Source organism: Microbulbifer sp. MCCC 1A16149 (assembly GCF_050368945.1).
In the GTDB taxonomy this organism is placed as follows: domain Bacteria; phylum Pseudomonadota; class Gammaproteobacteria; order Pseudomonadales; family Cellvibrionaceae; genus Microbulbifer.
Genome location: NZ_CP185959.1, coordinates 252,596 through 275,016, shown reverse-complemented (window position 1 = coordinate 275,016; position 22,421 = coordinate 252,596). Strand labels below are relative to the sequence as shown.

At 55.4% G+C, this 22,421-nt stretch carries 15 protein-coding genes; 10 read left to right on the top strand and 5 right to left on the bottom strand.

Annotated features, from left to right (window positions below; translation table 11 throughout):
- Window positions 1-69 precede the first annotated feature (69 nt).
- The 3 genes from ACONT6_RS01135 (at window position 70) to ACONT6_RS01125 (ending at window position 5,675) form a co-directional block, all read left to right on the top strand.
- Window positions 70-1,539 carry a protein kinase domain-containing protein gene (locus ACONT6_RS01135; protein ID WP_428820068.1) on the top strand — a complete coding sequence of 490 codons (1,470 nt, stop codon included), beginning with the start codon at window positions 70-72 and terminating at the stop codon, window positions 1,537-1,539.
- 94 nt (window positions 1,540-1,633) lie between these two features.
- Entirely contained in the window at window positions 1,634-3,751 is a 2,118-nt protein-coding gene (locus ACONT6_RS01130) for a hypothetical protein (protein WP_428820067.1), read from the top strand.
- Window positions 3,752-3,809: 58 nt separating this feature from the next.
- On the top strand, window positions 3,810-5,675 hold the full coding sequence (locus ACONT6_RS01125; protein WP_428820066.1) for an amidohydrolase: 1,866 nt from the start codon (window positions 3,810-3,812) through the stop codon (window positions 5,673-5,675).
- Between the two features lie 13 nt (window positions 5,676-5,688).
- Here ACONT6_RS01125 and ACONT6_RS01120 read toward each other — a convergent pair whose 3' ends face one another.
- Window positions 5,689-6,378 carry a glutathione S-transferase family protein gene (locus tag ACONT6_RS01120; protein WP_428820065.1) on the bottom strand — a complete coding sequence of 230 codons (690 nt, stop codon included), beginning with the start codon at window positions 6,376-6,378 and terminating at the stop codon, window positions 5,689-5,691.
- Window positions 6,379-6,545: 167 nt separating this feature from the next.
- Here ACONT6_RS01120 and ACONT6_RS01115 point away from each other — a divergent pair, with 167 nt between their 5' ends.
- Window positions 6,546-7,289 (top strand): glycine zipper 2TM domain-containing protein, encoded by a 744-nt coding sequence (locus ACONT6_RS01115; RefSeq protein ID WP_158078639.1) that lies wholly within the window; start codon window positions 6,546-6,548, stop codon window positions 7,287-7,289.
- 115 nt (window positions 7,290-7,404) lie between these two features.
- On the opposite strand, the gene ACONT6_RS01110 is transcribed toward ACONT6_RS01115, so the two are convergent.
- Window positions 7,405-8,313: a helix-turn-helix domain-containing protein gene (locus tag ACONT6_RS01110; RefSeq protein WP_428820064.1), complete on the bottom strand. Its 909-nt coding sequence runs from the start codon at window positions 8,311-8,313 to the stop codon at window positions 7,405-7,407.
- A gap of 240 nt (window positions 8,314-8,553) precedes the next feature.
- On the opposite strand from ACONT6_RS01110, the gene exaC reads away from it, so the two are divergent.
- From exaC to ACONT6_RS01095, 3 genes are all read left to right on the top strand, one after another.
- Window positions 8,554-10,074 (top strand): acetaldehyde dehydrogenase ExaC, encoded by a 1,521-nt coding sequence (gene exaC / locus ACONT6_RS01105; RefSeq protein ID WP_428820063.1) that lies wholly within the window; start codon window positions 8,554-8,556, stop codon window positions 10,072-10,074.
- Between the two features lie 270 nt (window positions 10,075-10,344).
- Window positions 10,345-13,350, top strand: coding sequence for an ImpA family metalloprotease (locus ACONT6_RS01100; RefSeq protein ID WP_428820062.1), 3,006 nt, complete (start codon window positions 10,345-10,347; stop codon window positions 13,348-13,350).
- A gap of 320 nt (window positions 13,351-13,670) precedes the next feature.
- The gene (locus ACONT6_RS01095; RefSeq protein ID WP_428820061.1) at window positions 13,671-14,171 is read left to right on the top strand and encodes a hypothetical protein; all 501 of its coding nucleotides are present in this window, start codon (window positions 13,671-13,673) and stop codon (window positions 14,169-14,171) included.
- A 60-nt stretch (window positions 14,172-14,231) separates the two neighbouring features.
- Here the strand turns inward: ACONT6_RS01095 and ACONT6_RS01090 are convergent, their stop codons facing one another.
- Both ACONT6_RS01090 and ACONT6_RS01085 read right to left on the bottom strand, forming a co-directional pair.
- Window positions 14,232-14,882 carry a hypothetical protein gene (locus ACONT6_RS01090; protein WP_428820060.1) on the bottom strand — a complete coding sequence of 217 codons (651 nt, stop codon included), beginning with the start codon at window positions 14,880-14,882 and terminating at the stop codon, window positions 14,232-14,234.
- A 277-nt stretch (window positions 14,883-15,159) separates the two neighbouring features.
- Window positions 15,160-18,060 carry a M16 family metallopeptidase gene (locus ACONT6_RS01085; protein WP_428820059.1) on the bottom strand — a complete coding sequence of 967 codons (2,901 nt, stop codon included), beginning with the start codon at window positions 18,058-18,060 and terminating at the stop codon, window positions 15,160-15,162.
- 423 nt (window positions 18,061-18,483) lie between these two features.
- Here ACONT6_RS01085 and ACONT6_RS01080 point away from each other — a divergent pair, with 423 nt between their 5' ends.
- The 3 genes from ACONT6_RS01080 to ACONT6_RS01070 all read left to right on the top strand — a co-directional run bounded on the left by ACONT6_RS01080 (window position 18,484) and on the right by ACONT6_RS01070 (window position 21,796).
- Window positions 18,484-19,524, top strand: a complete 1,041-nt coding sequence (locus ACONT6_RS01080) for a nucleoid-associated protein (RefSeq protein WP_428820058.1) — start codon at window positions 18,484-18,486, stop codon at window positions 19,522-19,524.
- Complete coding sequence (locus tag ACONT6_RS01075) at window positions 19,511-20,728, top strand: hypothetical protein (RefSeq protein ID WP_428820057.1); 1,218 nt, start codon at window positions 19,511-19,513, stop codon at window positions 20,726-20,728. Before ACONT6_RS01080 ends, ACONT6_RS01075 begins: the two co-directional genes overlap by 14 nt.
- Before the next feature lie 132 nt (window positions 20,729-20,860).
- Window positions 20,861-21,796, top strand: a complete 936-nt coding sequence (locus ACONT6_RS01070) for a hypothetical protein (RefSeq protein WP_428820056.1) — start codon at window positions 20,861-20,863, stop codon at window positions 21,794-21,796.
- A 403-nt stretch (window positions 21,797-22,199) separates the two neighbouring features.
- On the opposite strand, the gene ACONT6_RS01065 is transcribed toward ACONT6_RS01070, so the two are convergent.
- Window positions 22,200-22,379, bottom strand: a complete 180-nt coding sequence (locus ACONT6_RS01065) for a hypothetical protein (protein ID WP_428820055.1) — start codon at window positions 22,377-22,379, stop codon at window positions 22,200-22,202.
- Window positions 22,380-22,421 lie beyond the last annotated feature (42 nt).

The following is a 22,421-nucleotide window of genomic DNA, read 5'->3' as shown; positions in this document are numbered from 1 at the left end:
TCCCATTGACCCTCCGGCTGCCGGCCTCTCTCCCCGAGGCGGTTCCCGGCGTTGGCAAAGCTGGCAGTTATGACGCACTCCAACCTCCAAATCCCCGGCTACCTTGTACACGGCCCCATCGGCCAGGGTGGCATGGCTTCGGTCTACCTGGCGACACAGGAATCCCTGAACCGCAAGGTGGCCATCAAGGTTCTGCGCAACGGACACGACACCCAGTTCAATGAGCGCTTTATCAACGAAGCGCATTTCATTGCCAGCCTCAACAACCCGCACATCATCACCATCCACGATATCTCCACCCTGGCCAATGGCGACTACTACATCGCCATGGAATACCTCGACGGCGGAGACCTGAGCGAAAACCGGGAGCAGTTCCGCGAACCCGCGGCAATCCTGCGCCTGATCCGGCAGATCGCCCAGGGCCTGGCAGTGGTGCACGCAAAGGGCATCATCCACCGCGACGTGAAGCCGGCCAATATCCTGATCCGCAAGGACGGCTCAGCGGTGCTGACAGATTTTGGTATCGCCAAGGATGTGGATAACGATTCAGACCTGACCATGGCCGGGCACAGCCTGGGCAGCCCTTCCTACAGCAGCCCGGAACAGGCACAGGGACAGCCGCTGGATATCACCACCGATATCTACGGTCTCGGCGTGATCCTGCTGGAGCTTCTGCTGGGCTACAACCCGTTCAAGGGCAACACGCACACCAGCACCGCCATCAACCATATCCAGCAAGCGCTCCCGGCCCTGCCCGCCGAATACGCTTACCTGCAGCCGCTACTGGATCGCATGCTCGCCAAGCGTCCCGGAGAGCGCTTCCAGTCCTGCGAGGAGCTGGTCGAGGCCATAGACCCGCTGCTAGACCCAACGGCCAGCACCATGCGGCCCGCCACTGCGCGCCCGCTGCCGTCGCGGCTGCCCGGCAAGATGCCGCGTTTCCTGTTACCGGTACTGGGTGTCGTCGCCGCGGTAACCGTGGTGTTTGCCCTCACCTACGAGAGCGAAACCGAACGCGAGATCAACCGCCTGCTGGAACAGGCGGAACAGGGCCTCGAAGAGGGCCGCCTGGTGGCCCCGGAACAGGACAACGCCCGCTACTACTACCGACAGGTACTGCTGCTGGAACAGGACAACAGCGAGGCCCATGAAGGCCTGGCGCGGGTCACGCAAATGCAGGTACAGGGTTATGTTGCGCGCGGCGCAGAAGCCCTGGAACGGGGCGACCTGACCAAGCCGCGGGACAAGAACGCCCTGCACTACTATCGCGCCGCGCTGGCCCTGGAAGAGGACAACCCGCAGGCGATGGCGGGTATCGACCAGCTGGCTGCGGAATACTCCCGACGCGCCCGCACCCATCTGCTGGAGGGCGATCTGGATCGCGCGCACCGGGATACCAACACTGGCCTCGGTATCCAGCCGGACAATGCCGAACTGCTGGCACTGCGCACCGAGATCGACGCCAAGATGCCGGCCGCAAAAAAATTGATCCGCGATGTTTTCGGCAAGATCCGCAAGACCATAGACGGCGACAGTTAAACGACAAACTGTCGCCCTTTGCCTGTTCCCCTCCCTGCCCCTGCCCCAACACAGCTATAACTTGGCAATAAACTGTTTGGGTGGTGGACGGATAATGACGCCTATTTGCTTCGCGCTGCTAAAACGCGGCCTTCTGGTATTCGCCGTGGTAGGCGCCACGGTGTCGACACTGGCTGCGAACGCAGTTTCTGCCGCGGTTTCTATCGAAGGCAAAGTGGAGGTGGTCGCAAAGCCTGTGTCTGCGGCGGCGGTCACCTTGTGGTGGGCAGGCCCGGGCCCCGCGGAGCAACTCGCCCAGACAAAAACCGATAACGACGGCCGATTCACACTCAGCGCTGACACAGCAATTAGTGACAAGGGGGTTTTCTACGTGACCTCCGTGGGCGGCGAAGGCCCAGCAACTGCGGAGCAATCACCCGGGGATGCGCTGCAGCTGATAGCGATTCTCGGCGCCAAACCACCTTCGCAGGTGACCATCAACGAAGGCACCACCATCGCTTCGGTGTGGACCGCTGCGCAATTCCTCAAACAACAGCAACTCGCGGGCCACGCGCTCGGCTTGAAAATCGCCGCGGGCAATGTTCCCAACCTGGTGAATCTGCAAACCGGTGCGCTGGGGCCGGTAATCCAGGATCCACTGAACAGCTCCCAGACCCCCACCCTCGCCAGATTCAATACCCTGAGCATTCTGCTGTCGGGTTGCGCGCAGTCACAGGCCAACTGCCAAAAACTGTTTGCGGCAGCGACACCACCGGGCGGATCGGCACCCGACAATACGCTTGCCGCGGCCCAGAATATCGCCCGCTACCCGTGGCACAACGCACAGGCATTATTCGCGTTGCTCGACGACTTCTATCCGGTGCCTGAAGGCAAACACTGGCGCAACACACCGGTAATCCCCTATCTCAATTTCGCCCCCAGTGCGTGGACACTCTCCCTGGTCTATTCCGGTGGTGGGCTCAATTCCCTCGGTGGGATTGCCATCGATCGCGAAGGCAACATGTGGGCGGATGACAATTTCCTGGTGGGCGCACAATCGACGATTTTTGCCGGCTTTGGCGGCGGCCTCTCCAAACTCGCACCGAATGGAAAACCCCTCTCACCCATGACCACAGGCTATCGCGGTGGCGGTATCGACGGCCCGGGATTCGGCATTGCGATTTCCGCTGACAACAAGGTCTGGGCCACCAGTCTCGCGGGCAAAAACATTTCCGTCTTCGATCTGACCGGCAAGCCCCTGTCCCCGGAAAGCGGCTATGACCTCGGCGGCAAACTGGGGGCCATGCAGGGCATTATCGTGACACCCAACGGCGATGTGTGGGCACTGGACAACGGCCGCGACCAGATCGTCCACCTGCCCGGTGGCGATGCCAGCAAGGGGCGGATTCTCGGCGCAACAGACAATGGCAAAACGGTGGATAGCGCCCTCAAGTTCAAGGCGCCTTTTCACCTGGCCATCGACCAGCAGGACCGTATCTGGGTCACCAACAGCGGCGGCGATACCGTCACGCGTTTCCCCGCCAGCGATCCCGGCAGGGCCGAGCAATTCAAGGTGGGCTTCGCGCCCCGCGCCATTGCCATCGACAGCCGCGGCAATGCGTGGGTTGCCAACACCGTGGGCCACCCGACGACCAGGGAGAAGCTGGCATTTATCGAGGCAAAACTGAAAGCCAAGGCGGAAGGCCACAAGAAGGGCATGACGGAAGAACAGCAGGCCGCCAGAGAGTGGATAGACCTGTACGAAATCATTACCCGATTCCCCGGCGGAACCGTTTCATGGCTGGCCCCCGATGGCAAAACCCGGGGCACCTTTGATGGCGACAAGAGCATCATCGGTGCCTGGGGTATCGCCATCGACGGCAACGATAACGTCTGGGTGGCGAACTCTACCGGCCGCTCCATCAGCCACCTGTGCGGCGTGCGCACGGATACCTGTCCGCCCGGGTTTAAAACCGGCCAGGCAATCTCCCCGAAGTCCGGGTATATCGGCGGCCTGCAGATCGTCACCGATGTAGCAGTCGACCCCGCGGGCAATGTATGGGTTGCCAACAACTGGGACAGGCCCGACGAGGGCTTCAAGCAAACGCCGGATGAAGCCCTGTCCACCCGTTTTGGTGGAAACGGCGCAGTGGTCTTTTTTGGCCTCGCGGCTCCGGTGAAAACCCCGCTGATAGGTCCTGTAAAACCGCCGTTTGGGATGGGAAAACTCTGATGGTGCCAGCGCAGGTCTAGACTGGAGAAAATTGAAGTACACCGGGCCGGGAAATCCAATGAATAATCTTCTGAAACTGGCGCTCAGCTTTCTGTTTTTAGTGCATTCACTGTTTGCATCCGCTGTGGAAACCGCGGACACCATATTCCACAATGGCACCATCATCACCATCAATGACACACAGCCCGAAGCAGAGGCTATCGCTATCAGGGATGGAAAAATTATCGCCGTGGGTAAACGTGCGGAGGTTTTCAAGACGGCGAGTTCCGACACGCAGAAAGTTGATCTGGCCGGTAAAACCATGTTGCCCGGCTTTTTCGATTCTCACGGCCACGCCTGGATGATCGGCTTCCAGTCGCTTACCGCCAATCTGCTGCCACCTCCGGATGGCAATGGCAAGGATATGGCCTCGCTAATCAAGCTGTTGCAGGACTGGGCGGCCGCCAACCAGAAAGCAGTCAAGCAGCTCGGCTGGATCGTCGGCTTCGGCTATGACAACTCACAACTCGCGGAACAGCGTCACCCGACGCGCCGGGATCTCGACAAGGTCTCCACGGATATCCCCATTCTGATCGTGCACCAGTCCGGGCACCTTGGTGTGGCCAACTCCAAAGCGCTGGAAATCGCCGGTATCTCGCCCGACACGAAAAATCCGGACGGTGGCGTGTTCCAGCGCGAAGCTGACGGCAAGACGCCCAGTGGCGTTGCCGAAGAATACGCGTTCTTTCAACTTATCGGCGCCTTTGGAAAATCCCTGAACAAGGATGTAAATGATCTGTTTGCCGTCGAAGGCACCAAGCTGCTCGCCTCCTTTGGATACACAACCGCGCAGGAGGGGCGAGCCACCCAGGCATCCCTCGATGCGTTAAAACGGGTCGCAGAAAACGGAGCATTGAAAATTGATGTGGTCGTATACCCCGATATCCTCGAGGTCGCGGACATACACCCGGAACGGGAATACCGCCACCGGCTGCGAGTCGGTGGTGCCAAGCTAACGATTGACGGGTCACCGCAGGGTAAAACGGCATGGCTGACCAAGCCCTACTTCAAACCGCCACCGGGGCAGGACAAGGATTACCGGGGCTATGCGGCAATCACCGACCAGCAGGCGATGGACGCCGTGGCCAAAGCCTATGCCCATGACTGGCAGATTATCGTTCACACAAATGGCGATGCCGCCATTGATCTCTTGATCAAGGCCGTAAAAGCGGCCGAGACCAAATACCCCAAGGTGAAAAATCGCCCCGTGATGATTCACGGACAAACCCTGCGCCGGGATCAGGTGGACGAAATCAAGGCACTGGGAATCTTTCCCTCCCTGTTTCCGATGCACACCTTTTACTGGGGCGACTACCATCGGGAATCGGTACTGGGCCCGGAGCGTGCAGAAAACATCTCCCCCACCGGCTGGGTCCTTGAACAGAACATGATGTTTGGTACCCACCACGATGCGCCGGTGGCACTACCGGACTCCATGCGCGTACTCTCCGCCACCGTTACCCGCCGCACCCGCAGTGGAAAGATTCTTGGGGCAAAGCATCGCGTTCCCGTCGCCACCGCGCTCAAGGCCATGACACTGTGGCCAGCGTGGCAGCACTTTGAAGAAGACCGCAAAGGCTCGATAGAAGTGGGGAAACTGGCGGACCTGACCGTACTCTCGGAAAACCCGTTAACGGTCCCGGAGGAACAGCTGGACGACCTGAAGGTGCAGGAAACCTACAAGGAAGGCGTACTGGTATACCGGCGCGGCGAACAATCCGCAGCAGCGCCATCACCCGCTATGTTCGGTCTCACGTTGCGGGATTCTGTTGATCGCCATAAATCTGCTCGGGAAAACAACCACCTTCATGGAGACGGGTGCTTCAACGATGCCCTCGGCTTAATGCTGCAAGCGCTCGAGCAGGCATCGCCAGATTCGCACTGATAGAAGCTCGCCATTAATCAATCATCTTGCGCAGGGAGCGCTCGATCTGGCCACCGCAGTAACCGCGCTCCCAGTGCTCCCGCCGCTGCGCGAGAAACCCGGCAATCCTTGTCCGCTTCTCGATACGGCGGCAAAGCGCAGCGATCGCCGGTGCATTTTCTTCAAAATCCGTTTCCAGTGACGGGAAGGCATGAATCATGGTGCCGAACAGCGCGGTGGTTGCGATATCGGCCACGGAGATTCTCGAGCCAAGTAGAAATCCCTTGTCTTCCTTGAGCCCGTGCGCGAGGCCGGTCTGTTCGAACACCTGCATCCAGTCCGACAGGCGAGCGTATCGGAACTGCTCCCAGGCCTCTTTTTCCCACATCTGCATGCCGTTGTAATTGGTGATTTCCATCAGCACATCGTTGCAATCGAGGATGGTTTTCAGGGCGAGGGTGTGGGTCTCATTGCGCTTGGGCAGGTAGTCATACTTCCGCGCCAGGTGCATCAGGATCGCGGGCATCTGCGCAATGGTCTTCCTGGTCGCGCAGTCGTATAGGAAGGGCGGCGCCATGCCCGGATTTTGCATCTTCAGGCACTTGTCCGGGTAGAGCTCACCGGCATCGCGCCGCTGGTAGCTGGCCCCCACCTCGTGCAGGAGCATCTCGATGAAGACCGCGCGAAACGGCAGGTCCCAGTAGTGGAGTCTGTATTCCGGCATCCCGCCATCCCTTCCTTTCCCATACTCTCGGCCGATACACGCAGCTTAGATGGCGAGGGCCCGCGCCACGAAAACGTAGACGCATTCACTGTCCGTTCAGACGACACTTGTTAGGATTCATGCCATTCGTCAAACACTGAACAATGAATGAGCGGGGATACCCAGCCATGAAATACCTCACAACCGCCGTCGCCGCCCTGCTGTGCGGCGCTCTCTCCACCAGCGTCTTCGCCGAACCGCCCGAAGGCCGCGGCTGGAAGAAGCACAAGAAGCATCACCGGTACGAGCACAAGGAAGAATACTGGGACGGCAACTGCAAGGTGGAGCGCAAGTGGAAGCGCAATGGCGACTATGAGGAAGAGCGTAAATGCCGGGCGCCCCGCGACTACGGCCACCGTCACCACGACCACGGCACCCGCGTGGTGGTACTGCCGCCCTGGTTTGACCAGCGGGCCCCGGAACCGGAATACCGCCCGGAGTGGCGCCCAGCGCCGCCGCCCCAGCACACCACCGTGTCTCGCTGTAACAGCGACAAGGTCGGCAGCGTACTGGGCGGTCTGATTGGCGGTGTGATCGGACACCAGATTGGCGACGGCCGCGGCAACACTGCAGCCACGATTGGTGGCGCCATCGCCGGCGTTCTGGTGGGTGGCAAGATCGGTCGCCAGATGGACCAGCGCAACCAGGCGTGTGTGGGACAGGTACTGGAGTTTGCCCCCGAGGGCGAGCGTGTTACCTGGCAGAATTCCCAGAACAACGTGAACTACGCAGTAACCCCCGGTGCCTTCGAGCGTCGCGGCGACCAGTACTGCCGTTCATTCACCACCGAGGTCTATGGTTCTGCCGACAACCAGAGCACCCAGAGCTTTGCCTGCCGCCGCGCGGATGGCAGCTGGGTTCCCGCCGGCTGATCCTCTCTCGGATTCAGATTGCACTGCAGCCACCGACGAATCGGTCCGTGGCTGCAGCTCATAAAACACTTCTCCCTCCCCCCTTCTCTTCATCTCTCCCGCGACAACCGGCGTCTCAGGCAGGGCTTCTGGACTCGCGAAATTGCTTCGGACTGATACCGAACTGTTGGTGGAAGCGACGGCTGAAATGACTCAGGTGTCGATAGCCGAGATCAAAACAAACCCGTGTGACGGTTTCTCCGCGCGCCAGTCGCTCCTTCGCCGCCTGCATGCGCAGGTGCTGCTGGAATTCTGCCGGGGTGCAGCCGAGGTGTTTTTTGAATTCACTGTAAAAGCGACTGCGGCTCATACAGGCGGTACGGCTTAGCTGTTCGATATCCAGGGGCTGGTCGAGGCGCGACTGAACCTGGTGCAGGGCCGCGCCCAATCCGTTTACTTCCGGATTATTTTCGCAGACCTTCAACAGGAAAGTGCGCATCTGCTCCCGCAGCATTCGCACCACCAGTTCGCTCACCCCCAGATCCACCAGTAAATCCCGGTCGCTGGCGTTTTCCGTAAAGGTAGTAACCAGTCGCTGCAACAGGGACTGGGTGGCCTGGCTGTGCTGGGTATGGATCAGTGACTCCGGACGGAAACGCCAATCTTCAAATTCGGTCTCTACTGCTTGGGTGCCGTTCAGCTTTTCACAGATGCTTTCCACCCGCTCTCGGGCGATTTCGATGGTGAGACAGGAGGTGGGAGTTTCCAGACGGGCGTCTGGGAAATCGATATGGACCTGCTCCCCCGGCGCCATTACAAAGGATTCCTGGGGAAGAAATTCCGCGCGGTAATTTTTCGCGGCGTGCATGATCTTGCGGCCGCTGATCATGCCGCAATACAGCAACTCGCCAGAGGACAGGCCGACCCGCTCCGCGGGCAGGTAGGTGTCGTAGATACTGAGTTCGGAGCTGGGACCGGCGAACGAGACGCGATTTTCCACCAGCTCCCGCGGCGCATTTCGACCACGGATAGCCATTCCAGTCATAATTTTCTTTTTAGTTATTGTTGCTCTGATCCTTCCGTTTCCTCGCCGGCCTCTGGATTCAGAATCAAGTGATCTGTACTCAGAGGAAAGCTAGCGCGTCCCGAAAGCCCTATTTTTTCATTGCTCAAACCAAAAAAGCCGGGCGTTGACCCGACTGGAAAGATTACTCCCGGTACCGGCAGATAACAACGCCCACGGGAGCAACACGACACAATAACGATTCCCATGAGGAAACAAGCGATGATCTACGTACAACCCGGACAGGACGGCGCCCTGGTGAATTTCAAGCCGCGCTATGAAAACTTTATCGGTGGTGAATGGGTGGCGCCCGTAGAGGGCGACTATATGGAGAACATTTCCCCGGTTACCGGCGAGGCTTTCTGCGAGGTGCCGCGCTCCGGTGCCGCGGATATCGAGCTGGCGCTGGATGCCGCGCACGCCGCCAAAACCGCCTGGGGCAAGACCGCCGCCGCAGAGCGCGCCAACGTCCTGTTGCGAATTGCCGATCGCATGGAGCAGAACCTGGAAATGCTCGCGGTGGCGGAAACCTGGGACAACGGCAAGGCGGTGCGCGAGACCATTGCCGCCGATATCCCCCTGTGCGTGGATCACTTCCGCTATTTCGCCGGCTGCCTGCGCTCCCAGGAGGGCAGTATGGCGGAGCTGGACGAACACACGGTGTCCTACCACCTGCACGAGCCACTGGGCGTGGTGGGCCAGATCATCCCGTGGAACTTCCCCCTGCTGATGGCCGCGTGGAAGTTGGGCCCGGCACTGGCCGCAGGTAACTGTGTGGTGTTGAAGCCCGCGGAGCAAACCCCGGTATCCATCCTCGTGCTGGTAGACCTGATCGGTGACCTGCTGCCGCCCGGGGTGCTGAACATCGTCAACGGTATCGGCGAAGAGGCCGGCCAGGCGCTGGCCTCCAGCAATCGCATCGCCAAGATTGCATTCACCGGCTCCACCGCAGTGGGTGGGCATATCCTCAAGTGCGCTGCCGACAACCTGATCCCTTCCACCGTCGAACTGGGCGGCAAGTCGCCGAATATCTATTTTGCGGACGTAATGCAGCAGGAAGAGGCGTACATCAGCAAGGCGGCGGAAGGGCTGGTGCTGGCGTTCTTCAACCAGGGCGAGGTGTGTACCTGCCCGTCCCGCGCGCTGATCCAGGAGTCCATCTACGACGAGTTTATGCAGCGGGTGGTAGAGCGCACCAAGTCGATCAAACGCGGCAACCCGCTGGATATGGAAACCCAGGTCGGCGCCCAGGCATCACTGGAACAGCTCGACCGCATCATGACCTATATCGAAATCGGCCAGCGCGAAGGCGCAGAAGTGATCTTCGGCGGCGGCGCAGAGCAGATGGAGGGCGCATTCCGCAACGGGTATTACGTGCAGCCCACCCTGCTCAAGGGCCACAACCAGATGCGAATTTTCCAGGAAGAGATCTTCGGGCCGGTTGTGGGCGTAACAACCTTCAAGGACGAAGCGGAAGCCCTGGCGATCGCCAATGACACCGAATACGGCCTCGGCGCCGGGGTGTGGACCCGCGATATGAACCTGGCCTACCGCATGGGTCGCAACATCCAGGCCGGCCGCGTGTGGACCAACTGCTACCACCAGTACCCGGCCCACGCCGCCTTTGGGGGTTACAAGAAATCCGGCATCGGCCGCGAGACCCACAAAAAAGCCCTGGAACACTACCAGCAAACCAAGAACCTGCTGGTGAGCCACGACGTCAATCCGCTGGGCTTCTTCTAACCCGGCACAATCCCTCCTGTGAGAAGGAATTTTGGGGAGCATTAGCTCCCCCTTTTTTTGTCCGTGCCCCAGCAGATTGCCTTTGCCCCCTTCCTCTCCGCGCATCCAGAACTTGATCCATATCCCAAATACATCAGATTTTTGGCCCAATTTACCTTGAGCCAAGAGATCAATTTGCTCGCGAAGTTATAGTACGCCGCCATTCTGGTTCGCCATTGTCTCGCGCCAGAAGTTTCGAGCCCGATATGAATTTTTTGACCGGAAAATAGAATGCTCAAAAACCAAATGACGAAATTCTTCCTGGCATTCATCGTCGCCGCACTGGTTGGCTGCGGTGGCGGTGGAAGTTCCTCTGGCGACACGCCACCGGATGACACCACGCAAACCCCGGGTGACGGTGATGGCGGCACGACCGAAACGCCGGTCGCTGTCGAACTGCCCGAGGAGATCACCCTGTTTAATGGTGAAACACTCAACCTGACCAGCAATGTCAGCGGCGACGCACCCCTGGTATTCGAGTGGCAGCAGCTTTCCGGGCCCGAAGTCTCTTTCAGCGCGGCCGACGCGGCAGAAACAACGGTGTACTACCCGCCGTCGATGCAAACCGAGAGCTACTCGTTTAGCCTGACAGCGAGCAACGACAAGTCCAGCGATAGCGATACGGTCGTCGTAACCATAAAAGACCGTATCCACGAAGCGGTAATAAGCGGTGATCCGACCTTGCTGCCATCCACCGCCAGCGAGCTGGAACAGCGCATCCTCGACCGCATTGCACAGCGGCAACAGGCCGTTGCCGCGTTGCACGGTGATATCTTTGCGGACGGCCCCATCGACTTCGATCCCAGCAGAAATTCGCGTTTCTTCACCCTGGACAGCCTGAGCGGCGCCTTCGAAGTCGTGACCGGCAACCAGGGCTATACCTTCGTCACCGCCACCGATAAAACCGCCTACCGCACCGTAGCGATGGGTGACAATGTGATCGTGAAGCTCGATAGCGGCGATCACACAGCCTTTGCACAGCCGATGGTAAATCTCCTCGACTGGCTGCTGACGCCACAGAGCGTGAGCCTGTCTGGCGGAGACGAAGTCACCGTCGCATTGATGCAGATGAGCGCCGGCAACATGAATGCCACGGAGCGCTGGTTACAGGCGCAGAACGCCAATGTCACCATTGCGCGCTGCGCGGTAGAGGCAGAATTGAGCAGTTGTGTTCGCGGTGCCAGCCTGATCATTACCGGGGCAACCGACACATCGATGGCCGAGGGTTCGGTTACCGCCGCGCTGGATCAGGCAGTGGATAACCAGCAATCGCTGTTGTACGTCCACACCAACAGCTGGAACTCCACCGCACTGACCAACCCCATCCTGCGCCACTTCGATGTGCAGACACAAAGCCCCGGTAGCGCGGGCAATTACTTCTCCATTGATGCCGCCAACTGGGCCTCCGCGGAAGAGATGCGTGCGAGCCACTCCACACTGACCAAGGTGGCCAGCCTGGTTGAACGCTTCAAGAACAACAGCTTTGGCTTCCAGATTTCCCAGTGTGCGGATGAAGACAGCAACTGCAGCAATGTACCGGCCTACGCCAGCGAGTTCCGCGATATCACAACGAACCTGAAAGGCATACCCAGGCGCTTCGACCAACAGGCACAGGATGTTTTCAGCATCGATGGCAACTACCGCATTGAAAAGCTGCTGATCCTGCTCGCCGACAAATACCGGCAAACGGTGGCATTTCCTATGTGGAAAGACACCACCCCCACCGTGGACTTTTTGAAGAGCTACTATGCCGACGCGCTGGTATATACCACGCGCCAGCACAACCCGGTCGCGGCTGACCTGGGCAACTTCAGCCGTACCGATTTCAGCCATATCACCCCGGCGGACAAAACGGTGAGCATCACCAGCCGCCGCGCTTTCCGCGCGGCGGGCGTCTATGCCCTGCCCGGGCAGACCTTCAAGGTAACGCGGACCGACAACAACAGCGGTATCGATGCCACCGTGTTTATCAACACCCAGCGCAGCAGCTCTACCCGGCATATGTACCCGAGCGCCAATGGCCCCACCTGGGGCTACACCCGCCCCATATTCCTGCAATCGAACCAGATGCCGATCAAGGCCGGCGAAACTCTGGAACTGACCTCACCCTACGGTGGGCCGGTACAGATCGGCTTTTCCGACAAAGGCACCAACATGACCTTTGCCTTTGAACAGGTCGGCCAGCATCCGTTCTGGCGTACCGGTGACGACGATGCCGCCTTCGCCGCTGCCCTGGCCACGGACCAGTACGACTGGGCCGAGATATCCACCGAGTACTTTGAAATCCACTCCCTGTCGGAGCGCCTGGCGAGAACCCTGTCGAAAGACAGCCGCTGGGATACCCCGAGCGAGATGGAAACCTACATCACCAAGTACCACCACAATTACTTCCGGGTGCTGACCGGAGTACAGGGTGAAGACATCGATGTGGTGCCGGAAATCCATGACTTCGCCACCGCCAATGGTTTTGATATTGCGGTCTGGGATCGGGTGCACCACGGCAATATGGATCAATCCGCCTGCGGCGCCGGCTGCTCCGGCAACCCCTATGATGCCAGCTGGGACTTTTCCATCCTCGGTCACGGCGACCTGCACGAAGTTGGCCACACAGTGGAAAGGGGGCGCTTCAAATTCAATGGCTTTGAGGGCCACGCCACCACCAACTTCTACTCCTACTACGCCAAATCCCGCGCGCAGGACGAAGACGGCATTGCCGCAAGCTGCCAGAACCTGCCGTTTGGCAACATCAATGCCGACCTGCAGGCCAGCCAGAGCGAAGCCGACCCCGCGGCCTATATGGCATCACTGGGTTATAGCGGCTGGAACTACGGTGTGGCGCTGGTGATTGAAATGATGATGCACGCCGAAGAACAGGGTGTGCTCGACGACGGCTGGAACCTGATCCCGCGGCTGCATATTCTCGAGCGCGCATTCAACGCGGCAAAAGGAAACGATACCGACTGGGCCGCAGGCAGGGATGCAATGGGCTTCTCCGGTTACACCCGTGAACAGGCCAACAGCATGGATAACAACGACTGGCTGCTGATTGCCGCCAGCAAGGTAACCGGCCTGGACTACCGTCCCTACTTTAACCTGATCGGCCAGGGCTACAGTGCGGAAGCCGAAGCGCAGGTGACCGGGTTCGGCTACCCGGCGGTGGAGAGCGCCTTCTATGTACCGGCAACCAGCAACGGCTATTGCGACGCGCTGGTTGGGCACGACAAGCAGGCCTACTAAGCGGTAGCCGATGATGCGGCTAATACTGGGGGGGCGGCGGGCTTACACTGGCCCGCCGCCCCCAACACGCCGACAGTTTTGAGCCATTGCGGGCACATTCCGCCTTTCCGGCAACGGACCCACTCTCCAAATAGCCGTTTTCAACACCTGGTAGTCGTGTTTTTGACTGGACGTTTTCTACAAACCTTCAATCTTGCATGTTATAACTCCAGGCTTCACCTGTGGATTACTCACTCCTGATTCGGTCCCAGCCCAGGACTTCCACAGGTTGCTTCTGACTATCGCACAGTAAATAACAGCACTAAAAAAGCGAGAATTCGATGAAAAAGTCCCTGCCTGTCTTTATCGGCATGGCTGTACTGCAGGGGTGTACGGCCATACTGCCCCCAAACACACCGAGCGCATTTGCCCAAAAGCTCAGCGACTCCACGTTTGGTAATGTATACACCGCAACCACGCCGCTCTCGTATCAGGACTCCGTGGGCAACCTAGTGGCCAATATGGATGCCTGTGTCCAGGGCGTGATTCAGGGTTCCACTATTCGCTCGCAGAACATCGTGATCGGGGCAGGCTCCGGGGTATGGCACTACGCGGTGACCGCGGCCAGCGAAAACCTCACCCAGTTCACCCTGCGCCGGGAAGTGATGGGATGGACCGGCCCCCAGCACGAGGGCGGCAATATCGTGGCGGTGATCAACGTCGAGCCGCAAGAGGATAACGGCGTATCAATCACCGGCATCTCCCCCTGGGGCTCTGCCTGGTTAATGGAACCGATCATGGCCTGGGGCAAGGGCGAGAACCCCGGGTGTCCAATTGGCTAGGGATTAGTAAAAGGAGGGCGCAGAACAACATCATTTTTTGCTCTGCGCCCGGTGTGAACACTAGGGGCAGTTAGTACAGAAAGAACCTTCAAGGGTGCCGCTAACACCGCCAAAGAAGTTGTAGCCATCTGCCCCCAAGTCATTCCATTCAAGCACGGTACCTCTCGACGTCGCTTCCAGCTCTCCAGTTGCGCCCGCAAACTCCCCGGTACCACCAACAACCTTATATTTGACGACAAGATCAAAGCGGCCAGGTACTTCTGCTAACGTTAACGTTTCCTCCTCCGGATCAGCGAAGAGATAGAAACAGCCGCCTCCTGCCGGGGCGTCCTCTTCGAGCGGCACCGCCTTCAGGAACACCTGCCCGCTCTCGAATGTCAAAACCACATTGGACCTAACCACAAAGAACAGCTGGTCGAACACATACGGATCTGTATTCCCCGTATCACATGACCCGCCCCCCAGATTGAACTCCGTTGCCGTGTGGCTCTGGAATTTTCCGAGACCTTTCTTTTTGATTTCACCGGTCGATGTCGTAGAAATTGTTTTTTCGTTGACGCGATACTTTAAGAAAGACGTGATGAATGATCCGGCGAAGTCCTCTTGCTCGATATCAAACACCTCTGCCTTTGCTCCGCCAGCAACAAGAAAGCTGGCAGCCAGCGCTACACTGCTCAGCATGCGGATCCGCGTACCTGTGAATGTTTTCATCCTTTGATCACTCGTTAATAAACCCCTGTTCTCGCGCCACAGAAATTGCTGCCAGACCGGGGGGAAGATTGATGGAATCCCCTAGCAAAGCCAGCTCGCACGGGGCAAAGGAAGAATAGACACACGTACAAGAACTGCGGATTAAATGGCGCAGTTCGCTACCGGACGTGCAGGATTGGTGATCCGTGTAGCGCTCTGAAAATGAAACTCAGGCGGGCAGGCAAGGCCCGGCAGACTGCCGGGCCTCAATCAGGGGTTAATTTTTGTTGGCCGGCCGCTACTCTGGCGATCCGCTTTGATCCACCAGGATCGCCTGGCCCAATCCCAGATCCTTCAGGCGATCAAACTGTGTGGCGCGGTCCCCCACTACCACCCAGATCATCGTTTCCGGCTGCATATAGGTCTCGGCAATCTTCTGTACCTTGGGAATGGTCATCGCCTTGGCGATGGCCTCGCGCTCGCGCACATAGTCCGCGGGCCAGCCGTATTCACTCATGTTTTCCAGCAGGCCCAGTTTCGCGCGCGCGGTCTCGAACGCGCGGGTATTCGCACGCACTAGATAGGAGCGCGAGTTCTCCAGGTCGGCCTCGGTATAGGTAGCCGCGTAGTCCTCGAGAATATCGTGGATCAACTGTACCGACTCCGCGGTGACGTTGGCGCGCACTCCACTGCCGATGCCGAACTGGCCCCCGGTCTTGTCGGCGGAGATACTCGAGCCAATGCCGTAGGTATAGCCCTTGCCCTCACGCAGCTGCTGCATCAGGCGCGAGGCGAAACCGCCACCGCCGAGGATGTAATTGGTAAACACCGCGGGGTAATAGTCTTCCGATACCACCGGCATGGCCAGGCGGCCAATACGCAACAGGGACTGTTTGGAATCCGGCACGTCCACAAAATAGATACCGGGCTTGGCGGGCTCGGATTTCGGATCGGGGATTTTCACCGACTTGGCGGGCCACTGCTTGGCCAGCTGGCCGGCGGTCGCCATAAAGTCTGCCTTGGCAATATCCCCCACCACATGGGCGCGGGCCACGGACGGAGAAAGGTAGCTTGTATAATAGGCCTTGAGGTCGTCCATGGAGATGGCCGCCACCGACTCCTCCGTACCCAGACCACTGTAACCGCGGATGCTGTTTTTGCCGTTCAGCAGGCGCGCAAACGTCTTGCCGGCGATGGCGCTGGGCTCAGCGGCTGCGCGCTTGATCTGGCTGGTGACGCTCTTCTTCGCCAGCACCAGCTCCTTCTCGTCCCAGCGCGGTTCCAGCAGCATTTCCTGTAGCAGCGCGAACACCTCGTTGAAGTTGCGCGCCAGGGTGGTCACATCGAAGCGGAACGCACTCTGCCCTGCAGATACATTGATGCTGGCACCGAGTTTCTGGATGGCAGTTTCCAGTTCTTCCGGGGTGCGGTTTTTGGTGCCGCGCTGCATCAGCATCGCGGTGAGGTTGGCCACACCGGTCTTGTCGATGCTCTCCTGCAACATACCGCCGTCGATCACCAGGCTGAAGGTCACAACCGGCACTTCGCTGTTTTCGATGCCGAAGACCTCGATCCCGTTCTCGAGCTCTCCCTGCCACACATCCGGCACCGCGGTTTCCGCCGGATCGCCGTAGGCCGGCTCCTTGGCGCGATCCAGGATGGAAGGGGTTTTCTCGTACTCGGCACTGGCGGAGGCATCGAACTGCGCTTCCGCGCCCTCGACGATCTTCTCTTCCACTACTTGCGCGGCAGTGGAACCGGACAGCGCCAGCGCTTTTTCACCGCGGGGAACAAAGCTCGTCGCCACATAGGGCTTGTCCTTGATGTACTTGTCGTACACCCGCTTCACGTCTTCTGCGGTAACCGCCAGCAGCCGCTCGATATGCTTGCTCACGTAGCCCGGGTCATCCGCGTAAATCTGGTACTGGGCCAGCTGGAAACCCTTACCCAGTACGCTGGAGAGACTGTTGTAAAACGCCACTTCCTGGCCCGCCTTGATCCGCTCCAGATCTTCCTCGGCAATGCCCTCTTTCTCAAACAGGGCAAAGCCCTTCTCGATGCCTTTGTACACCGCGTCCAGATTGCCGCCGGTAAATGCCTGCACCTCCAGCTGCATCTGCCCCGCTAGCTCGGACTCGTAAGCGCCCATGGAGACATTCGCGGTCAGCTGCTCGTCCTCCACCAGCACCCGGTACAGAGGCGCGCGCTTGCCGTCGGAGAGGTATTCCGACAGCACCGCCAGCGGGTAGCTGTCCGCGCTGTAGCGCGGCACCGTGGGCCACGCCATGGTCAGCTCCGGCTGGCGGGCAAAGTTGTCTTCGTAATAGAGGCGCTTGGTTTCCTTTAGGGTGACCGGCTGCTTGGGCGCACGCTCGATGGCCTCCCCCGCGGGGATCTCACCGAAATACTTCTTCACCAGTTCCCTGGCCTGCTCCGGATCAAAATCCCCGGCCACCACCAAGGTCACGTTGTTGGGCACATACCAGTGACGGAAGAAGGTCTTCACATCGTCTAGGGTGGCATTATCCAGATCCTCCAGCGAGCCGATCACCTGCCAGCTGTAGGGGTGGCCCTCCGGGTACAGGTTGCGATCGATCACATACTGGGTGTGGCCATAGGGGCGGTTATCCACACCCTGGCGCTTCTCGTTCTTCACCACCTGCTTCTCTTTCGCCAGCACCGGATCGGTCACCGTATTGATAAACCAGCCCAGCTTGTCCGCCTCCGCCCACAGCATCTTCTCCAGCGCATCCTTGGGCACCGTCTGGTAGTAATTGGTGACATCCCGGGAAGTGGAACCATTGGCGCCGGAACCGCCAATACGCGCACTCATCGCATCCAGCCCGCCTTTGCCCAGGTTCTCCGACTCCAGGAACAGCAGGTGCTCGAACAGATGGGCAAATCCGGTGCGCCCCTCCTTCTCCCGCGCCGAGCCCACATGGGCCGTCAGCGACACCGCCACCACCGGATCGGAGCGGTCGATGTGGAACAGCACATTGAGGCCGTTATCCAGCTGGAACTGCTGGTAGTCGATGGAGAAATCCGGCTTGGCCTCTTGCTCGGCCGGCGCCTTGGACGCCGCCTCTGCCTGCGGCTTCGGCTCGGACTGGGTACTGGAGCGGTCGCAGCCGAAAAGGCCGAGAGCCGGGATGGAAAGTGAGGTCAGCAGCGCCAATGAGGCGGTAAGGTTGCGGGGCATGGGGCGATCCTTTGCATTGTTATGCAGAGGAAGATAGCAGGAGTGGTGGGAATCAGCGACTGAAGACTGTGGAACCTCAAAACTACCTCAACAATTGCGCTCATTTTTAAAGCGACCGAAATAAGTGAGTGCCCACACACATAATTACAACTACTTACAGAGCCTGCCACTGTTTTCAGCTTCATGGTATAAATCTAAAACGAAATTTCGCGCCTTCGCAAAATATAGCCGTAACGCGTTATACGAAGTCTCAACATGCAAACGACACCCATGATCAAATTTAGATCTCAAAAACATTTTCAAACAAAATACAATAAATTTGTCGGGCGAAGTTGAAAACCCACAACAAGCACTTAGATTTTCCATTTAATACATTTCACATTCAAGCAGACTTAATAAATTAAAATATAAAGGGGATAAAAATTGAACATTACTCAATCAATTATACATGGGGTCATTAAGGAAAAAGACACCCAGGGAAGTGAGAGTGTTGAAATTAAATCCCGCGACAGACTGCTACCAATTGATAATCGACTTACAAAATTAGGTGAGGACATCCTCAACCTATATGGAAAGCTTAGTAACGGATACGGGATCCTGGGATCAAATTTAGATGCCCACAGATTCCCACTCTATTTATCTCAATACACGCAAAATAATCAAGATTTCGCTCAGTTCTCTAGCAGGACTATTAATATCGTCGCCGAATCCATGTCGAGGCAGAGGTTTGCAACGACTAGCTACCCGATATTTTTTAGATATACGAACCAGGGAAGAGAGTGGATATTAATTGCAGTATTGAAGTTGAAAGAGGGCGTTGGCATTGATGAAAGAACTTTAGATTTAAATGACTCCCTTTCATTCGACATAACCAATCTTAGAGAAGCCGCGCGAATTGACATTCAAAAATGGCAAACCAATCAGCAGCCATATTTATCTTTTATTAAGAGAGGCTCAGGAAGTGACGCCGAATCATCCAGATACTTTAGAGATGCGCTATCTTGCTTGGAGTATACGGATGCAAAATTCAACACAGAAAACGTACTGCAGGCTCTTGATGATTTTTGCGAAAACAGCCAATGTAGTGCCGAGGAAAAGCAAAGAGTTAGAGCTCGCGTTCACGACTACTGCATAGAAAAAAAATCTGCAAACGAACCTGTAAACCTTACCTCTCTTTCTGCCTTCATAGATGATCAAGACCCCGAAAAATTTGTTTTATTCGTAAGAGAAAACGAATATGAAGTAAGTGAAACCTTTTCACCTCACCCAGAAAGCTATAAGAAACTAAAACGGCTAAGCAAGAAATTTGGGTCAATAAGTTTAGGTTTCGATGTTGGCGACCTAATTGATGAGAGAGTGGATTATAGCGAAGAATACCGTGCAATATTGATCAGAAATCCACCTGGAGATTTGATACGAGAAATCCAGAAAGCAAAAGGCGAGCCAAGTCGTGATGATGAATAAATTAGATATTGCGATAGAAGCTTACAGTCAATTAGCTGACGAAAGCGTTATATCTCGACAAGCATCTGGCACTCTTTCAGAAGAAAACTTTGAACGCCTTAAAAATAATCTGGAATCATGCCAACTGCTAACCAATTACCGCACGGATTCATTTAAAGTTGAGTTCACACTACCGTCAGACAAAGATGCTTTTTTTGCGCAGAATTTGGACGACCTCCTCAAAGCTACAAGCCGAAAAATAAACCCTCCGGAAGAATTTTATATTGCAGATCAGCATTATCACCATAAAGAATTAAATGAAAAAACGCCAAAAAATATAAAACAATACTTAGAGACAGCTAAGCTAGTTAAAGAGCTTCTTAAGCTATCAGATTACGCTGCGCCAGAAATCCCCAAAGCTGTTTTTTTGCACGGTGAAAAGCTAGAACTTAATTTAGACTACAACCTAAGCGACCTCACGCACCCGCTAGACACTGAGCCATTTATCACACAATTTATTAATGCTGAAATCCACAAAGACCAAAAAATAACAATAGTAAAAAGCGTTTTAATAGAAATGCTAAAAGATTCAGAAATCGATCGATTCAGCATTTCATCATTAATCAAGCGATTTCCTGAGTTCATCGAGAGAATCAACTCTAACTACCAGCTGTACGTATCAGAATTTTCTTTTGAAAAAATAAAGACGCAAATAGAACATGAAAAATTTGAATTCACAACGAAATTAAACTCTACATTCTCCGGGATTCAAAACCAGCTTTTAGCAATACCAGTAGCTTTAGTCTTGACCGGCGGACAAATGCAAAAAACGGATGCGCTAACACTAAAAAACTTATCCATATGGCTAGGATCTGTTGTCTTCGCGCTCTTAATGTCGCTTCTAATCAGGAATCAGAAAAGTACATTAAATGCCATAAAGCTTGAGGTAGACTCGCAATGGTCGAATATAAAAGATAAGCACCGGCTCGTTTCTGATAGGCTATCAAAACACTACCTAGACCTTCACGATCGCTTCAATACTCAAATAATATTCCTCACTTTAATAAGCTTAGTTGTCTCAGCCTCAATTGTAGGTAGCACTACATTGCTTCTCTACAATTCCTCCAAGCTAAATCTATTTTTTGACGTGTTTATTAGCGGAACACTTGGCGGATTGATTTATATATTACTTTGCTTAACATTTACTAAATTGAAGAGCAGATGAAAAATAAATCAGGAATTTATGCAGCTTTCAAAATCTTAATATCACTATCATATCGAGAACTGCCAAGAAATATAAAGCTTAGGTTTTTTTTGCCACAAAAAAACAAAACCCTAAAAAAGTGCCACCATAAAAATGAATTACGCAGAATGGTTTGACATAGCTCCTTCAATTTTATCAGCGATAGCAACTACTGCTGCTGCATACGCAGCATTTTCCGCCCTAAAGGTTAGCCAAGAGTCCAAGATGATTGCGGAGCGAAGTACTCTTGCCATCCAACATGGCCCAGCTACAAAGACGCTCACCGAATCAATTGAAGCTCTATCAAAGGAATTATCAAATCTCATCAAAATATCTTCTGATGTCAACTCACGATGGCCACAAGAAATCGATAGATTAGATATCCGAAATGCAGGAGGCTCTAATCCGCGACCTCTTCGTCATGTACTCATAAATGCCAGCGAAATGCTTAAGATGCATGCAACGGAAAACGAGAGAACCTACAGCCATACACGCAGAGACATTTTCTATATTATAAGGAATGGGCTGGGTGAAAGTTCTGATTCCGAATATAAGAGCCTACTAAAAAAAGCGGATGGTACGTATTTTGAAGCTGAGCAAGTTTTTGGAAAGCCATTACTGGACAAACCAATAACCCTTTCTCCAGCCTTTAGGTGGACCTGCTATCAACTTGATCGCCGAGTAACCAAAAAAAACTGGCGAAAAATTTGGGGGCAAGCCTGGGAAGAAAATGGATACCTGAAAAATTACCAAAATGAATATGAGAGAATTCTACCTATACTGCAAAAAGCATTTGATTCACTGAAGAAAGAGAAGGAATTACTTGCTCACAGCGTCTACCCACTTCAAACAAACAAAAGGCTTTTTGATAAATATAAACAGACCGTTGAGGTACTTGAATGTCTCCTAGAGGGTGATGGGATAGACTCACTTGAACACTATATCGACAGCGCGAATGACGATGAAATAATCCCATTAGTCATCTACTCTATGGGTATAACCCTGCTAAAACAAAGAGCCATTGAAGTATTACTTCACGGGAAAGAGTAATAGAGCCTGACCAAATATTGCAATTTAAAATTGCCGTCATTACGATCCTCATCGCGACGCCAATGAAACTATATCTCACAACAAAAGGGCCACCTCGACGTAATCAAGAATCAAATAATATTGAATACATGGCCTATTCCGTTACAACCCACAAAGAAAAAATTGATATTTATTAGCACCTGAATAAGTTCGGGTAAATTATAGATCTAGCTTACGAGACCAACAGAAATATTAGATTTAGCAGCGTTTAACACGCAATTGACGTTTTGTTTTCTGCAATTTAGGTAATACATAGAACTTTGCGTGCTTTGATCCATCCTAACCCGATATCGACTTAGCCTGACCGTATGATTTAGCTGTCGACTTATTATTTTCCTTGCTCATCATCTGTGTCCTTTTCGTACTAATCCGGGTCGTCAAGAAACTTCTTCATATCACCTGAAGCAAGACCATCAGGCTCATCGATTTCATCTGAGTCCATATTGCGAATATGCTGCCGCGCACGACAAATGGCTTTCGAGACATCCCCGGAGTCACGCTCTCGCTGCTTATCGCTAATGTGCTTAACTTTATCTTTGCTCATGACATTCAATGACAACCGGAAATTTATGCCCTCTGCATCCGC